Annotated in this window: 13 protein-coding genes; 1 reads left to right on the top strand and 12 read right to left on the bottom strand. The window is 66.3% G+C overall.

The annotated features are described in order from the left end of the window. Positions 1–137 precede the first annotated feature (137 nt). The 3 genes from ACFT2C_RS09925 to ACFT2C_RS09915 all read right to left on the bottom strand — a co-directional run bounded on the left by ACFT2C_RS09925 (position 138) and on the right by ACFT2C_RS09915 (position 2,201). The gene (locus ACFT2C_RS09925; RefSeq protein ID WP_377206874.1) at positions 138–431 is read right to left on the bottom strand and encodes a CPBP family intramembrane glutamic endopeptidase; all 294 of its coding nucleotides are present in this window, start codon (positions 429–431) and stop codon (positions 138–140) included. Between the two features lie 140 nt (positions 432–571). Further along, positions 572–1,552, bottom strand: a complete 981-nt coding sequence (locus ACFT2C_RS09920) for a phosphotransferase family protein (protein WP_377206873.1) — start codon at positions 1,550–1,552, stop codon at positions 572–574. Positions 1,553–1,790: 238 nt separating this feature from the next. Then, positions 1,791–2,201, bottom strand: coding sequence for an NUDIX hydrolase (locus ACFT2C_RS09915; protein WP_377206872.1), 411 nt, complete (start codon positions 2,199–2,201; stop codon positions 1,791–1,793). An 810-nt stretch (positions 2,202–3,011) separates the two neighbouring features. On the opposite strand from ACFT2C_RS09915, the gene ACFT2C_RS09910 reads away from it, so the two are divergent. Continuing rightward, positions 3,012–4,820, top strand: a complete 1,809-nt coding sequence (locus ACFT2C_RS09910; protein ID WP_377206871.1) for a glycoside hydrolase family 15 protein — start codon at positions 3,012–3,014, stop codon at positions 4,818–4,820. Positions 4,821–4,835: 15 nt separating this feature from the next. Here ACFT2C_RS09910 and ACFT2C_RS09905 read toward each other — a convergent pair whose 3' ends face one another. From ACFT2C_RS09905 to ACFT2C_RS09865, 9 genes are all read right to left on the bottom strand, one after another. Then, positions 4,836–5,687 (bottom strand): MIP/aquaporin family protein, encoded by an 852-nt coding sequence (locus ACFT2C_RS09905; protein ID WP_377206870.1) that lies wholly within the window; start codon positions 5,685–5,687, stop codon positions 4,836–4,838. A gap of 55 nt (positions 5,688–5,742) precedes the next feature. Then, complete coding sequence (locus tag ACFT2C_RS09900) at positions 5,743–6,216, bottom strand: hypothetical protein (RefSeq protein ID WP_377206869.1); 474 nt, start codon at positions 6,214–6,216, stop codon at positions 5,743–5,745. A 1-nt stretch (position 6,217) separates the two neighbouring features. Continuing rightward, entirely contained in the window at positions 6,218–7,288 is a 1,071-nt protein-coding gene (locus ACFT2C_RS09895) for a ferritin-like protein (protein WP_377206868.1), read from the bottom strand. A 4-nt stretch (positions 7,289–7,292) separates the two neighbouring features. Continuing rightward, the gene (locus ACFT2C_RS09890; RefSeq protein ID WP_377206867.1) at positions 7,293–9,149 is read right to left on the bottom strand and encodes an FAD-dependent oxidoreductase; all 1,857 of its coding nucleotides are present in this window, start codon (positions 9,147–9,149) and stop codon (positions 7,293–7,295) included. Positions 9,150–9,234: 85 nt separating this feature from the next. Then, the gene (locus ACFT2C_RS09885; protein ID WP_377206866.1) at positions 9,235–11,922 is read right to left on the bottom strand and encodes a glucosidase; all 2,688 of its coding nucleotides are present in this window, start codon (positions 11,920–11,922) and stop codon (positions 9,235–9,237) included. 1 nt (position 11,923) lies between these two features. After that, entirely contained in the window at positions 11,924–12,829 is a 906-nt protein-coding gene (gene iolE / locus ACFT2C_RS09880) for a myo-inosose-2 dehydratase (RefSeq protein WP_377206865.1), read from the bottom strand. Between the two features lie 70 nt (positions 12,830–12,899). Continuing rightward, positions 12,900–13,598, bottom strand: a complete 699-nt coding sequence (locus ACFT2C_RS09875) for a TMEM175 family protein (RefSeq protein WP_377206864.1) — start codon at positions 13,596–13,598, stop codon at positions 12,900–12,902. Continuing rightward, a complete protein-coding gene (locus ACFT2C_RS09870; RefSeq protein WP_377206863.1) occupies positions 13,598–15,253 on the bottom strand; it encodes an alpha-keto acid decarboxylase family protein in 1,656 nt (551 codons plus the stop codon). The genes ACFT2C_RS09875 and ACFT2C_RS09870 overlap by 1 nt, the downstream gene beginning before the upstream one ends. Before the next feature lie 32 nt (positions 15,254–15,285). Continuing rightward, positions 15,286–16,113 carry an MBL fold metallo-hydrolase gene (locus tag ACFT2C_RS09865; protein WP_377206862.1) on the bottom strand — a complete coding sequence of 276 codons (828 nt, stop codon included), beginning with the start codon at positions 16,111–16,113 and terminating at the stop codon, positions 15,286–15,288. Between the last annotated feature and the right edge of the window lie 25 nt (positions 16,114–16,138).

Below are 16,138 nucleotides of genomic sequence, written 5' to 3'. Positions count from 1 at the left end.
GCGCAGCAAGGCGGACGGTGAGACCGTCGGATCCCCAGACAACACCATCGGCGCCCGATCCTTCACATAGGTGAGCACTCACGCCTTCCCGCGCGGCGAGTGCACCGACAGTGCCCGCGAGCGCGCGGGCCGCCATGTCACGCATAGAACCTCCATAACAGGGCGACATCGGCCAGGACGTGGGCGACCACGCACGCGACGAGACTGCCCCGCGACCACTCTCGCTCCATCGCCATCGCGAAACCGAAGAGGCTCGCAGCCACCACACCGACTAGTCCACCCGGCAGCCCGTGCAGATGACTCAGCCCGAAGCACAGAGAGACGACGCCCAGCCACACGATACGACGGCCGGTCTCGGACCTCAGCCCGGGTAGGACAACACGCCATCCCATCTCCTCGAAGACGGCGTTGACCACACTGCTGCCCAACAAGGCAACGGCGAGCGGCGCCGTCGCCGATGGGGCATGCCGTGCGTCCGGCCGTCGCGGATGCGACGGCAGGGGCCGCCGGGGGGCCGGCCATAATCCGACTCAAGAACGTCGTGAAGGTCGTCAGGTAGTGGCGCCCGTGTTCAGCCGAGGCGCTGCAATGCTTGTTCTACGGCGATCTCGACACGAGCTGTCATGCCCGACACGTCGACTGGGTGGCGCCCAGCAACCTGGCGGGAGATTGACTGCGGTGCGTTGTCGTCGTGGTGAAGGAGGCTGTACAAGTCCCACCACGGGTGAAGAGGGACACCCGCGATCGATTCGTAGAGCGAGCGGAGTTCCTCTGCCCACTCGGGTGAGTAGAGCGACGCCAGGTACCGCCGACACTGTCCGACATCGATTGCGCGAGACCCTCGATGGACGCTATTCCAGTCGGTGAGTCCGGTGATCTTCCCGCGCGACCACAGCAGATTTACGGGCAGGTAGTCGCAGTGCAGGAAGACGGCATCATCCTCAGGTGGTGGTAACTCCAAGGCATCGAAGGCGGCTTTCCAGACCGCAGGTTTGTGCGCGCCGACTGGAACCTGAAACTGGCCAAGAGGCGTGATCCATGAGTCTGCCCAAGCTCGGAAGGTCGGGGCTGGGAGGTCAACGGAATGGAGCCGGGCAGCGAACTCGGCAATCCTCTCGATCCACAGTCGGTGCTCCGCTGGGTTGAGGTGAACATGGCCAGGTAGCCGTGTCATCAGCAGCGACGGCGCTCCGCGGGTAGCAGCGCCGGCAACGTCAGTGGCCAAGATCGTCGGGACCGGAAGCCCGCTGCCTGCCACCACCTTGAGGTTGGCAATCTCCTCCTCCATGGCGGTCCGAAGCGCGATGCTTCCCGCCGGGTACTGCCGCAACACCACGAACGTTCGCGTGTCGTGTCGCTCAACTGTCAGGCGATGGACAGCAGAGTTGACGCCGCCGGTCAGCCGACTGTGGCCGACGACGCGACGACCTTGACCCATGGAAGCGGCCACCCAGTCCAGAGTTTCGGTGGAGGGTCGACGTTGGAAGAACTTGTTCTCTCGCCAATCGCCGTCGACCGTCAGGTCCTGGCGGGCAACGTCGTCACTGGTCATGCACGCAAACCTACTGAGGCTGCCGAGGCTGAGCAGCACCGCCTGCTCTCAAACGGCGGAAGCTTCACCATTGAGGAGCACGACCTCCTTGACCGGGTCGAGGTGGAGGTCCGCCGATTACCGGCGGCCGACTGACGCACGAACCGCGCCGAGCACTGCGCCAGACCGCCCCGCGTGCAGTGGGAACTGGTAGCGCACGTAGCGGAGAGCCCCGCTACTGGTAGCGGGGGCGCTACCGTCAGCCGACGTTCGTGGTGAGGTAGTCCTGGACGGCCGGCGCAAAGCCGTAGGGCACGTATTCGGAGAACTGGTCCGGCGTCGCCCACACCAGATCCGCCAGTTCTTCGGTGTCGGCGACGTACGCCTCACCGCTGACGACGTCACACGCGACGTGGCCCATGAGCCGACCGGTGTTCGGGTGCACGCGCTCCCCCAGCACCTTCACGGCCTGGACGGTGAGCCCAGCCTCTTCGGCCGTCTCACGAACGGCGGCCTGCTCGAACGTCTCCCCCGACTCGACGGCCCCGGCAGGGAACTGCCACGAGAGCGAGCCCTCCGAAACGCGCCGCTGAACCATCAGCAGCTTCCCATCCTGCACGATGATCGCCGCTGCGATGGCGGGCTTCTCTTCCGTCACTGCCTCAGACATGCGTACCTCCCAGCACTTCGAGAATGGGCGGGTAGATGGTGCTCTCCGGAATGAACTTACCGAGGTCTGCCACGGCGACCCATGCGACGCTGGCGTTCTCCACCACGTCGAGATTCTCCGCCTCCAAAAGCATCGGGACCGGCGGAGGCCGCCGTCTCCACGACCTACGGCACACCGCCGCGTGCCCATGGCTGGCACGGCGCATAGACCCCGGAACCGTGCAGGCGTGATGCGGCCACGAGTCCATCGCGACCACGAACCGATACCTGCACTACCTCGGGACCGGAGCGGACAAGGCGGCCTGGATCGCCTCAACGAAGGGGTATCCGACGACACGGGGGCCGCCGGGGGGCCGCGATCCGAGGAAGACGCCTCCTAGGCAACGAAGAAACCCGCCTGACCGGAGCATCTGCCCTGGTAAAGCGGGGTTTCCGTCTGTGGAGCCAGGGGGATTCGAACCCCCCGACCTTTGCAGACCGGTTCGAATCTTCTAGCCTCCCGGAGGAATCACGGCAGGTTTGTGCGATAGCGCTGATGAGACGGCGCAAAAGGCAGAATGCTGCGGATTTCCGCGTCTCATGGGCCATCTTCGCGCAGCAGGCAGTGACGGTCAACCGCGGGCGTTGTCGGTTGACAACCGCGTGGCCTGGCTCTCCCTGGTCGCAGTATTTCCTTCACCATAAGACCGAATGTAAATCAGATGTTACTGTCAAACAGCACTACCCAAAGCTCCCGAGCCGTGGACACTGCCATAGCCAGTGAAGGCCCGGCGTGTCGAATGCGCAACCCGTGCTCGAGGACAGGACATTCGTGGCTTACCAACCGCTCGAAAACTATGGGTTCATCGGCGACCTGCACACGGTGGCTCTGGCCGGCGTGGACGGGTCGATCGACTACATGTGCTTCCCACACTTCGACTCCCCCACCGTCTTCGGCGCTCTGCTCGACGACGACCTGGGCGGACGGTTCAAGATCGCCCCTGCCGTCGACGGATCTCGGTACAAGCAGATGTACCTGCCGGACACGAACGTGCTCCTGACGCGCTTCCTCAGCGTCGATGGGGTCGTCGAGATCACCGATTTCATGCCGGTCGGGGAGATGCGACACACGCACATCCTCATTCGGCGGGTGCACGCGGTCCGGGGCCCCGTCGACCTCCATCTCGAGTGCGCGCCGCGCTTCGACTACGCCCGGGTCGGTCACCGCGCGAAGGCCAAGGGCGACGAGGTGTGGTTCATCCCGGACGACGACAGCACCCCGACGCTGCGGCTGCTCTGCGCGATCCCCGTCGACGTCGTGGACGGTGACGCCGTCGCCGACTTCACTCTGCAGTCCGGGGAGAGCGTCGACTTCATCCTGGAGACCGTCGAGAGCGAGGAGCGGAGCCCGGCCGAAGCCTCCGACTACGCCGAGAAGGCGCTGCAGCACAGCATGCAGTTCTGGCGCGGCTGGAACACCACGATGTCCTACCGCGGACGGTGGCAGGACATGATCAGCCGCTCGGCGCTGACGTTGAAGCTGCTCACCTCGCAGAAGTACGGCTCCATCGCCGCGGCCGGCACCTTCGGCATCCCCGAGGAGATCGGCGGCGAACGCAACTGGGACTACCGGTTCACCTGGGTCCGGGACGCGTCGTTCACCGCGGCCAGCCTCATCCGCCTCGGCTTCACCGAGGAGGCCCGCAGCTTCATGCGCTGGATCGAGCAGCGGTTCGACGAGTCCGACACCCCGGGGAAGCTGCAGATCATGTACGGCATCGACGGCCGGCACGACCTCACCGAGGAGACCCTGGACCATCTGAGCGGCTACCGGGACTCCGCTCCGGTGCGCATCGGGAACGGGGCGTACGACCAGACCCAGCTGGACATCTACGGTGAGCTGCTCTACGCGGTCAACCTCTACGACGAGCTGGTCGAGCCGATCTCCTACGCGTTGTGGAAGGACCTGTCGGTGGCGACCGACTGGGTCTGCGACCACTGGCGGGACACCGACGAGGGCATCTGGGAGGTCCGTGGCGGGCAGCGCGAGTTCCTGTACTCGCGGCTCACCGACTGGGTGGCGTTGGACCGGGCGATCCGGATCGCGCAGCGGCGGTCGTTCCCCGCTCCCCTGACCCACTGGCTCCAGGTCCGCGACGACATCCACAACGAGATCTACACCGGCTTCTGGAGCGAGCAGAAGCAAGCGTTCGTCCAGTCGAAAGGTTCCGACACGCTGGACGCGTCGGCGCTGATGATGCCGCTCGTCGACTTCATCGCCCCCCGTGACCCGCGCTGGCTGTCCACCCTCGACGCCGTCGAGAGGGAGCTGGTGGACGACGCGCTCGTCTACCGTTACCGCCCGGACGAGGCCGCGTCGGACGGCCTGGAAGGCGCCGAAGGCACCTTCGGCATCTGCTCCTTCTGGTTCGTGGAGTGCCTCGCCCGGTCCGGTCAGGTCGACAAGGCGCGACTCTTCTTCGAGAAGCTGCACGGCTACGCGAACCATCTGGGCCTGTACGCCGAGGAGCTCGACCCATCGGGGCGGTTCCTGGGCAACTACCCGCAGGCCTTCACGCACCTCGCCCTCGTCAACAGCGCGCTGTACCTCAACGAGGCCCTCGAGCGACAGCAGCGCTGAGATGAGCCGCTCGTCTCACTGCTGCACGTGGAACTGAGGCTGTGAGTCCCCGGGCGGCTTCGCGGTGGCGGGGCGCCGGGCCGGCAGATGCGTGCGCAGGACCGAGCGGTAGTCGGAGTCGTGGAAGAGCTTCGCGGTGAGGATGACTCGCGGGGTCGTCCGCCACACCAGCGCCACGAGCGCCGCCCCAGCGAGCGGCCCCACGAAGTACACCCACCAGTCCTGCCACTGTCCCGCCACGAGATTGGGTCCCAGGGTCCGCGCCGGGTTCAGGCCGGCGTGGGTGAACGGGGAGCCCAGCCAGAAGTTCAGCGTCACGACCGTGCCGGCGACGACCGGGGTCCACCGAACCAGGGCAGGCGTGGAGACGGACACGAAGATCGCGCATATGACGAGACCCACCATCAAGGCTTCCACCAGCACGGCGGCCCAGGGGGCCACCTCCGGAACGATGGCGCCGTACTCGATGCCCGCTGCCGTCTGCCTCCAGACGAGGCGGAGCGCGAACGCGCCGAACGCGCCTCCGATGAGTTGAGCCGTCCAGTAGCCGAAGAGGTCGTGCGGGTGCACGTGCCCGGTGATCCAGAATGCGAGCGTCACCGCGGGGTTGAGATGGGCGCCACTAAGACGACCGGTCGGGCTCCTCGCGATCGAGGCGAGGATGACCACGAACACGATGCCGAGCAGGAGCCGACGTGCGGACTCGGACGGGAGCCAGTCCTGGACGACCGATCCCGGATGGAACAGCAGTGTGGCGGTCGAGAGGGCGGTGAAGACCAGGACGGCCGTGCCCGCGAGCTCGGCACCCCACTCGCCGAGGTGCAGCCCGCCGGTGGGCGGCTGCGGTGCCGGGCGCTCCTCGCTCAACGTGACGACCCGCTCGCGTCATTGGTGACGTGGTGGTCAAGTCCCTTGACGCGCATCAGGGGGCGTCGATCGTGGGTGGTGCCGCCCAGCTGCCGAAGCCCTGCGCCTTGGCTCCGGGCGGGTTGGCGCCGATGGTGGGCCACAGGAGGCCCTCGGTGTACGACGCCGGGGAGACGACGTGGGTGCTGTCGTGACCGCGGGTGGCCTGCACGTCACGCCATTCCTGCGGAAGCTCGTACCACGTGCCGACGAACCACATCTTGATCACGTTGCGCGCGACCGGGCCGAGCAGACGGTCGCTGAGGATGCGGGCCCGGAGTCCGGTGTCCAGCGCCTCCTCGTCGTCGCCGGCGTCGCGGTGCACGTCCGTGAACGCGTTGAGCAGCTCAGCCAGGACCTCCTCCCCCACGGCTTCACGCGTCGTGGACAGGTAGGGATCAGCCTGGCCGGTGCCGAGCAGACGGAAGCGCGAATAGCCCGTCAGGGTCGACGAGAGGTCGAGAAACGCCTCGTGGAACTTGTCGTTCATCTCAGGCCACCTCCACCGGGACGAGGCCGCGGAAGACGGGGGCCGCATTGACTCCCGGTCGGCCGGGCATCGGGTTGCGGACGATCTGCGAGGCGAGGTCCTTGATGTGGAACATATCGACCACGGCCGGCAGCAGCAGGTCCGGTCGGCCGTTGAACGCCTCGGTGAGCCGGGTGAGGAAGTCGCCGTACGCCCGGCTGAAGGCCGTCACGGCGTCCTGCAGCTCGCCGGGCTCCGTGTAGTGGTCGAGGGCCGAGTCGGGCACCACCGGGTAGACGGCGTCCCAGTCCACGTCCAGGGCCGGACCAGTCGGGCTGCCGGCCTCGTCCCCGGGCTGGTAGTGGCGGCCCAGGAGCAGCTGCTGGAACCGGTAGTAGTGGGCGAGCTCTCCCTCCTCGTCGAAGATCCCGCCACCCAGGCCTTCGCCCTGCTCGCTGATGACGCGCATCGCAGCGGCGGCCGACGACGCGTCGGTGACCTCCACGATCGCAGCACCACCGGAGTAGTAGTAGGCAGGCCCGACCTGACGGGCCGGGTCGCCACAGAACAGGTCTTCGCCCATCTCGTGGTGGAGTCGCTCGAGCCCCTCGCCGATCTCGGCGTAGAACTCCCCGATGCTGAAGAAGTGGAGATCGTCCTCGTGGGCGTCCACCGCGGGCAGCAGGGCGCGGGCGGACCCGTCACGCGACACGAAGCGGGAGTCGTCCCCTCCTGCCACGGCTGGCCGCTCGATCTTCAGGAAGGTCTCGATCGTGTCGCGGGAGAAGGCGCGCGTGCCGACCTCGAAGTCGTCCTCGCCGTCGGGCAGGCGCGCGGGGTAGGCAGGCACGAAGCCGTTCGCAGACAGGTCCGGGGTCCCTCCCACGGCGTTGAGGATGTTCGCGGCCAGGGTCAGGTGAAGCATCTCTTCGACCGCGACGACCCGGATCACCCGGTAGGCATCGGCGTTCACCGTGGGGTGCATCGAGTAGAGCGCCGTGAGGTACGGCGGGATTGTCGCGTGCTCCAGCTGCATGGCGACATAGAGGTATTGGTGCAGGTCCTCGACGGTGGCGATTCGGCGCAGGTTCATCAGGTCATCCCTCGATCATGACGGACGGGCGGGTGGTCAGCTCAGAAACGATGTGGTCCGCGGTGCGGAACGACAACGCCGCCAGCGTGAGCGTCGTGTTGGACGTGCCGATGCTCGGCATGCTCCCCGATCCGACGAGGTAGAGGTTCTGGTGGTCCCAGGACCTCTGGTGGCTGTCGACGACGGAGTCGTGGCTGGCCGTGCCCATGATGTGGGTGCCGGACCAGTGGTTGCCGCCGCGGATCACGTAGCCCTCGCCCTGGTGGGACACGAAGCCGGGGTCCAGCGGGTCGTAGCGGGTCCTGTCCTCGACGCCGAGCCGCTGGAACAGCTGACGCGAGACCCGGCGGCTGGCCGCGACGGCGTCCATCGTGTAGTCCGGCAGGGAGTACGACAGCACCGGGCGCAGGTTGCCCAGCGCGTCGACGTAACGACCGTCGACCGTGATCCGGTTGCTCGGCTCCGGCGGCAGGTCGATCATGAACGACAGCATCAGCTGGCGTGAGATCCGGTCCGCCACGCGCCGCCGCAGGGCTGTGCCGTAGGCATTCGCGTCGTCGACCAGCTCGATCAGGTCGGTGTACGGCGACCCCGTGGGCCAGGACCAGCCATCGTTGTGGATGCTGACACGCATCGCGGCATGGCGGGTGCGGAAATCCCCCGAACGCAGGTCCTCGATCCCCGAGGTGCACTGCGAGCCGCGCATCGTCCCCGCGATATCGGGCAGCAGGCCCCAGGTCAGCAGGTAGGCGTGGTCCATCAGGTTGCGGCCGACGAGCCCGCTGCTGCTCGGCAGGCCGGAGGCCAGCAGCAGCCGAGCGTTCTCGACGGGGTTGGCAGCAAGCACGTACGTGGTGGCGCGCAGTGACCCGGTGACGTGCTCCGGCGACGTCGTCGAGCCGTAGGCCTGGTAGTCCACGTGGCTGACCTGACCGTCCGCACCGACGTGCACCTGGGAGGCGACCGTCTGCGAGAGGATGTCGACACGGCCCGTCCGCACGCCGAAGGAGAGCGTCTTGCGGGCGCTGTACTTGGCCTGGACAGGGCACAGCGGCACGCAGTTGATATTGCCCTGGCAGCGGTCGCCCTGGTCGATCTGGTGCGTGCTCACCGCACCGACGGGCACGTATCCCTTGCCGCCGTCATAGGCGGGGTTGGGGATGCTGTTGCGGGCCTGGGCCGTGGGGCGCACCAGGATCGTGCAGTCGGTTTCCTCGAGCTGCACGACGGTGCCGTCGAGGTCCCGGGCGATCACGGTGTCGAGGTAGGACGGCGGCAGGCTGTGCATCGGGAACACGTAGTCCGGGGGGAACGTGATGCCGTAGAACGTCTGGTCGGCCACGTCGGCGGACACGCCGAGCTCGCGCTCCGCCTGCTGGTAGTACAGCTCGAGGTCGTCGTACGCGATGGGCCAGTCGCACCCCTGCCCGAAGCGGGTGCGCATCTGAAAGTCCTCGGGGAGCATGCGCATGGCCTTGCCCTCCCAGTGCATCGTCGTGCCGCCCAGCACCCGGGTGTAGGTGCTGTCCATCTCGTACGGACCGTTCTGGATGAGATAGCTCGTCGAGTCGGGGTGCCCCGCCTGGAGTCGCCTCACGTCCGGGGAACGCGGCATCGGCGCATTCGGGTTGACCTCGTAGGCGGAGTTGTTGTCCTTGGCGGCCGCACCGTAGAACCGCGTGACGTGCGTGTCGTACTCCGCGGCCGACAGCTCCTCCCCCGGGCCGGCCTCGATGATGAGCACCTGGAGTCCGCGCTCGGCGAGCGATCGGGCGATGATGGCCCCGCTGACACCCGAACCGACGACGAGAACGTCGTAGGCGGTGCGCGCTGCGGCGGCATGGTCGATCGGAGCTGGCATGAGAGGCCTTTCTTGGGAGGTTGAGCAAGATCAGGAGGTCGGCACGTTCCGAAGAGTGGAGCAGGCGGCTAGAACGTCTTCGAGGTCAGCCGACGTCGCGCCGGAACAGAGTGGTGAAAGGGTGCGTGGTCCGACCCGCCAGCATCTCGGCGGCGTCCAGCGTGCCGAAGAGCTGGATGAGCTTCGCCACCAGCCCCGTCCAGCCGGTTTGGTGAGATGCCCCGATGCCCGCTCCGTTGTCGCCGTGGAAGTACTCGTAGAACAACAGGTTGTCGCGCCAGTGCTCGTCGGTCTGGAACAGCTCGACACCACCGAACACCGGGCGGCGGCCGTCCCCGTCAGGGATGAAGATCGAGACCAGGCGGTCCGCGATCTCGTGCGCCACCTCGAACAAGGTGCGGTGGTTGCCCGACCCGGTCGGCATCTCGACGGTGAACTCGTCGCCGTAGTAGAGGTAGTACTGGAGCAGCGCCCGGATGACCATGAAGTTCACCGGCATCCACACCGGTCCGCGCCAGTTGGAGTTGCCGCCGAACATGCCGCTGTCGGACTCGCCCGGGAGGTAGCCCACCCCGAACGTCTGTCCCTCGACCTCCATCGAGAACGGGTGGTCGAGGTGGTAACGCGATAGGGCACGGATGCCTTGCGGGCTGAGGAACTCGTCCTCGTCCAGCAGGTCGCCCAGCACGCTGCGCAACCGGTCCTCGTTGAGCAGCGTCAACAGCCTCCGGTCCGCAACGCCTGGCAGAGTCGGATCAGACAGCTGACCGAGGAGGTCGGGATGGCGACCCATGAACTCGTCCAGCCGCTCGCTGAGGAGCCCGAAGGCGTCGGCCGGCACGACGGTCACCGCGCAGAGCGGGATCAGGCCGACCATCGAGCGCACGCGGAGCCGCTCCCCTGATCCGTCGGGGCGTCGGAGCTGGTCGTAGAAGAAGCCGTCCTCGTCGTCCCACATCCCGTCGCCGCGTTCCATGGCTGCGGAGATGTACAGGAAGTGCTCGAGGAACTTGAGCGCCATGCCCTCGTAGTTGGCGTCGGTGGCCACTAGCTCCAGCGAGAGCTCGAGCATCGTCTGGCAGTACAGCGCCATCCAGGCCGTACCGTCTGCCTGTTCGAGCCGTCCTCCGGTGGGCAGCTGGGCGGCACTGCGGTCGAAGACGGCGATGTTGTCCAATCCCAGGAATCCCCCCTCGAAGGCGTTGGCGCCGTTGACGTCCTTCCGGTTGACCCACCAGGTGAAGTTGAGCATGAGCTTGCCGAACATGTCGGTGAGGAAGTCATGGTCGTCGTCGATGCTGTCTCCGGCGGCCTCCACGTGGCTGAAGAGGGTCGCCAGTGCGTGCACGGGTGGATTGACGTCCGAGAAGTTCCACTCGTATGCCGGAATCTGACCCGACGGGTGGAGGTAGCGCTCGCCCAGCAGCAGCTGGAGCTGGTCACGAGCGAAGGCCGTGTCGACCATCGCCAGCGTCATGGTGTGGAACGCCAGGTCCCACGCCGCGAACCAGGGATACTCCCAGCAGTCAGGCATGGAGATGATGTCACCGCACACCATGTGGAACCAGCGGGCGTTGCGGTGGTCGAGGCCGGCCTCGTCGCGCAGCGGGTGCACTTCACGCTCGCTGAGCCACCGATCCAAGTCATAGCAGTAGAACTGCTTCGACCACAGCATCCCTGCGAGAGCCTGCCGCATGACCATCGCGCCGTCCGCGGTGACCGATGGCGGGGTAATGGAGGCGTAGAAGTCGTCGGCCTCGGCGCGGCGCTTCTCCAGCAACCGGTCCGTGTCCTTGCCGAGCGGTTGCTCGGGCATCGCGTTCGACAGACGCAGACGCATGGTCACCGACCTGCCGGCTTCGATGACGTCGCGCCGACGGAGCGCCACCTTGGTCCCCGTCAGGTCGGGGTTCACCGAGTCGGACCGGCCCGTAACGACCGCGTCGTTGATGCCGTCCTTGACGTACGCCGTCGCGTTCGTGCCGCCGGCGATCCTTGCCCAGTTGGTCTCGTTCTCGGTGACGAGGACGTCGACGTCGTCCTCCCAGGCGAGCGCGTAGGTCCCCAGCTCGGGACAGTCGACGGCGATGCGTCGCGCGTCTGCGTCAGCTCTCAGCCGGGGCCGCGGCGCATCGGGATCGTCGCCCCAGGTGTTGCGCAGCCACAGGGTCGGAAGCAGGTGGAGCACCGCCGGGTCCGGTCCGCGGTTGGTGGCGGTGATCGTGACCAGGACGTCCTCAGGACCCGCCTTCGCATAGACGACCTCGACGTCGAAGTAGCGCTGCTCGGAGAAGATCCCGGTGTCGACGAGCTCGTACTCCGGGGCCTGCTTGTCACGTGCGGCATTGGTGCGCAGCAGGTCGTCGTAGGGGTACGCGGCGTGCGGGTACTTGTACAGCCCACGCATGAACGAGTGCGTCGGAGTCGAGTCCTGGTAGAAGTAGTACTCCTTGACGTCCTCGCCGTGGTTGCCCTCGCTGTTGGTGAGGCCGAAGAGCCTCTCCTTGATGATGGGATCGGCCTCGTTCCACACGGCCAGGCCGAAGCACAGCCGCTGGGTGTCGTCGCTGATGCCGAGCAGGCCGTCCTCGCCCCATGCGTAGGCGCGCGATCGCGCCTGGTCGTGCGGGAAGGAGTCCCAGGCGTCGCCGCCCGGGGAGGTGTCCTCGCGCACCGTGCCCCACTGTCGGTCGGACAGGTAGGGCCCCCACCGACGCCACGGGACCCCGTCGGCGTTGGTCGCTGTCAACCGATCGTTCTCGACAGTGGCCACGTCAGAGCCCTGTCAGGTCTGCGATGTGGCGGCGCGCGAGACGGAACGCCTCCAGCGGGTGCGCGGTGGCCGGGTCTTGTTCCGCCTCCACCACCAGCCAACCCGTCCAGCCGTCGTCGGCCAGCCTCTGCAGAAGCGGGGCAAAGTCGATGCAGCCCTCCATGTCGCCCGGGACGGTGAAGATGCCCTGGCGCAGGGCTTCCCAGAAGCTCAACGCCTCCTTGTGCATCCGGTCCAGCACCGGCTGGCGGAGGTTCTTGAGGTGGACGTGACCGATGCGTCCCTCGTGCCGAGCCAGGACGTTCATGGGGTCACCTCCCCCGACCAGCAGGTGGGCCGTGTCCAGGAGCAGCCAGGTCTCGCCGGCCACGGTGTCGGTCATCAGGCGGTCGATGTCCTCGGACGACTGCACTCCCGTGCCCGTGTGGTGGTGGTAGTTGATGCGCAGGCCGTGATCGGCGGCGATCCGGCCCATCTCGCCCAGTCCGCGGATCATGTCGTCCCACTGCGCGTCGTCGAAGACAGGCCGGTTCGCCAGGGCCGGGACGGGCTGCTGGTGGACGGCCCCGGTCACCTCGGCGACATAGACGTCCTGCAGGCCGATCGCGGTGAAGAACGGGATCTGATCGCGGAAGGTCTGCAGGGTCTGCTCGTACGCGCCCCCCTTCGAGGCGAACCACGTGGAGACCCAGCCCCCCGAAGGAGCCAACCCCCGCACGTCGAGAGCGGCCCTGAGGGTCGCGGCGTCGTTGGGATAGGTGCTGCCCAGCTCGGTGCCCTCGTAGCCCGCGAGCGCCATCTCGCTGATGATCTGGTCGAAGGAGGTGCCCGCGCCGAGCTCTGGGAGGTCGTCGTTGACCCAGGCGTTGGGCACAGCGGCGAGGCGAACGGTTCCGGAGGCAAACATGGGTGCCTTTCGAAGGAGGGGAGAAGTGAGCGATCACCCAGCTAACAGAGCTACATGCCGACCTCGACCTTCATGACGATCCTTCCGCGAAGGCGTGCGGCCTGGTGCGGTCGAGACGTGAGCGAGTCCGGAAGTGCCAGCCACCCCAGACGGTGACGACCACGAACTCCGCCAGGAGAACGCCGACCGCGAGGTACGGATGCACGAAGGCGAGCAGGACCGAGGCCATCGCGACTGTCGGCAGCACGTAGAGGTGGTGCGACCGGTGACGGCTCAGCACCGTTCTGGACTGGTCGGGGTGAAGCAAGTACGGTTCGCGCAGCGCGTGCCTGGCCAGCAGGCCGACGCTGAGCGACATCAACCCGACGTTGCCTGCGAAGACGATCGTGGACCAGGGCTCGGCGATCCGCTCGGTCCCGATGAGGTCGGCCGAGAAGGGCACGAGGGACACCGAGCCAAGCACGCCGAAGTTCAGGGCCAAGGTCCCGACGTGACACTGCTGGAGCCGCGCCGTCACCGCGTGGTGCACGAGCCAGAAACGAGCGATCAGCAGGAAACTGATCAGCCATGCGATGAACACCCGTCGGTCGTTGCTCATGAGCGCGAGGATGGACTCGTCTGTCTCCGGCAGCTTCAGGTCCAGCACGAGGAGGGTCAGCACGATCGCGAACACGCCGTCGGTCAGAGCGTTCATCCGCTCAGGCTTGAACTGCCCCTCGACGAGGGCGTCCCCCTTCAGCCGCGAGTCGTCTTCAACCTCAGATCCCATCATGTCTTCTTCCACTCGGCATTGACCGGAAGGGACTTTTCATTGATGACGACCTGAATGATGGACGGGCCGCTCGTGTTGGCCAGTGCCCCCTGGACGGCGTCGTCGAGCTCGCCGTAGGTCGCGGCCTTCCAGCCTTGGCAGCCGAAGACCGCGGCCAGTTTGCTGTATTCCCAGGGATGCAGGTAACAGGAGTCGTAGAAGGGGTCGTCGGTGCGGAAGACGGTCGGGTCGGCGAGCCACTGCTCGACGCCATACACACCGTTGTCGATGACGAAGATGATCGGGTCGAGGCCGAAGCGCGTCTGCGTCGAAAGGCATTGGGCGCTCATCTGGAAGCCGCCGTCACCGGCGAAGACCATCACCCGTTGCTCCCTGCGCTTGGCCAGGCAGACGCCCGTCGCCGCCGGCGAGATGTAGCCGATCGACGAGTACGACGGCTGAGCGAAGAACGCTCTGGCGGTGGGGACCCTCAACAGCAGACTGCCGAAGTAGTTCAGGCTCGCGTCGCTGCCGACGATCGTGTTCTCGTCGACGTAGCGCGGGATGAAGTCGTAGAACCCGGTATACGTGATCGGGGCAGCAGGATCCGGTGGGGCGGTGGTCGGTGGCGTCACTGCTGGGAACGGCGCCGCCTTCCGTGAGACGCCACTCTTGATCAGGGCGTCGATGGCGTGGGCCAGCGCGACCTGGGCCCAGAAGGAGGTGCCGTACTTGACGGTGTCGAACGACACGAAGGCCGTCTTCTCGAACTCTGGACTCCAGCCCAGGGTGTTGAGATCTGTCAGCCAGACGCCCAGTGCCAGGACGAAGTCGGCCCCCTCCACCAGGCTCTGGACCTCTGCGGAGGACGCCTGCCCGTCGAAGACACCGGCGAACAGGGCGTCCTCCTCGGCGAGGACCGACTTGCTCAAGAGCTCGGTGACATAGGGAATGTTCAGCTGTCGCAGCAGCATCGCGGCCTGTTCGTGCAGGCCGAAGCGGTCGACCTCGATGCCCACCCAGATCAGCGGGTTGCTCGCCTTCTCGAGCATCGCCGTGATCGTCGCGATGGACTCCTCGAGGCTGGCATCGTCGGACATCGTCCGTGCCGGCCTGAGCTCGCCGCGCGGCGGTTCGCACTCCATGTCGATCATGTCCTGGAGGAGCTCGATGTAGACCGGACGTCGTTCCGTGATGCACTGCGTGAGTGCGTAATCGATCAGCATGCCGGCCAGGTCGGGATTGTCGACTCGCACCGCAGCAGCGGTCAGATGCTCAAAGGCCTGCATGTCGGTCTCGCGCCCGCTGATGAAGTGATGCGCGCTGAAACCGGTCTGTTCAAACGCAAGAGTCTTCTTGATGTCGGGCGTGCCATTGATCAGGACCACGGGCACTCTCTCGGCGTAGGCCCCGGCGATGGCGTTCGCCGCGCTCAACGCGCCGGCGGAATAGGTGACGCAGAGCGCCCCTATTCCGTTGATGCGGGCATAGCCGTCGGCGGCATAACCGGCATTGAGCTCGTTGACCTCTTCGATGACTGTGATCGGGCTAGGGCCCACGTACCCGTTCACCCACCGGATGGAATAATCGCCGGCGATGGAGAAGAGATGGCCCAACCCCACCTGGTGGAGTCGGTCGACCATGTACTGCCCGACCGTGTAGGGATCACTCATGCTTCGGAACCTCCATCGAAGGTGGCCAAGGATCAGTAACTAGCCGCGCCGCCGAACAGGCGTGGCAGATAGATGTCGAAGATTCCGGGACACCGGCGTTCGGGATAGCGCGCGAGCATGAAGTTCTTGAAATCAGCGCCAGTCATTCCGTCGGCGACTGCCGCAGCGGCCGCGGACAGATATTCGATGTTCCGAGCGACCTCGTTCTTGTCCGCCGGGAGACCATGACCGGCGAGGAACAAGTCATGATCCTCCGTCAGCAACTGGCTCAGGACACGGATCCATCGGTGCATGCCAGAACTCAGGTAGAGGTGAGTTCCGCTGTACAGCAGGTCCTGTGCGATACACACGCCCAGCTCGGGGAGCTTGATGGTCAGGTGATAGTCGATCTCGGTGTCGGTCACCACGTCGAAGAGGTAGCGGATCCCGTCGATGGTTTCCTCACCTGGCTGCACGATCCCGTCGGGCACGACAACGATCTCTGGAGCGAAGCCGCCCATCTTCCAGTGGTCGCCCAGAGATTCTTCGCCGTGCGCTTTGAGGAAGTCGACGGTCTCGGCCAACGCGAAGATGGGCACGTCGCGAAAGGCCGTTCCCAGCCCGAACCAGTGGTCCGGGTGGCGATGCGAGAGATACAGCCTCTCGATCGGCTTGCCCAGGGTGTCGGCATACTCGCGGAAGCGTCGGGCGTACGGCGCGAGGAACTGGCCGTCGACCAGGACCAGCTTGGACGGGCCCTCGATGATGTGCGTGGCGTTGGCAATGTTGTTGTCCAGGAACGAGGAGATGAAGGTGTGCACGCGGACATCAGCGGAGCGTCTCGCCACCACGATGATGGGATCCGACAGGGAGTGCGACATGGGTGGATCTCCGAGCCTGCGTTGG

The organism is Promicromonospora sp. NPDC057138 (assembly GCF_042670845.1).
Taxonomy (GTDB): domain Bacteria; phylum Actinomycetota; class Actinomycetes; order Actinomycetales; family Cellulomonadaceae; genus Promicromonospora.
Note: the sequence above shows the minus strand (reverse complement) of the source record. Positions and strands in the feature narration are given on the sequence as shown.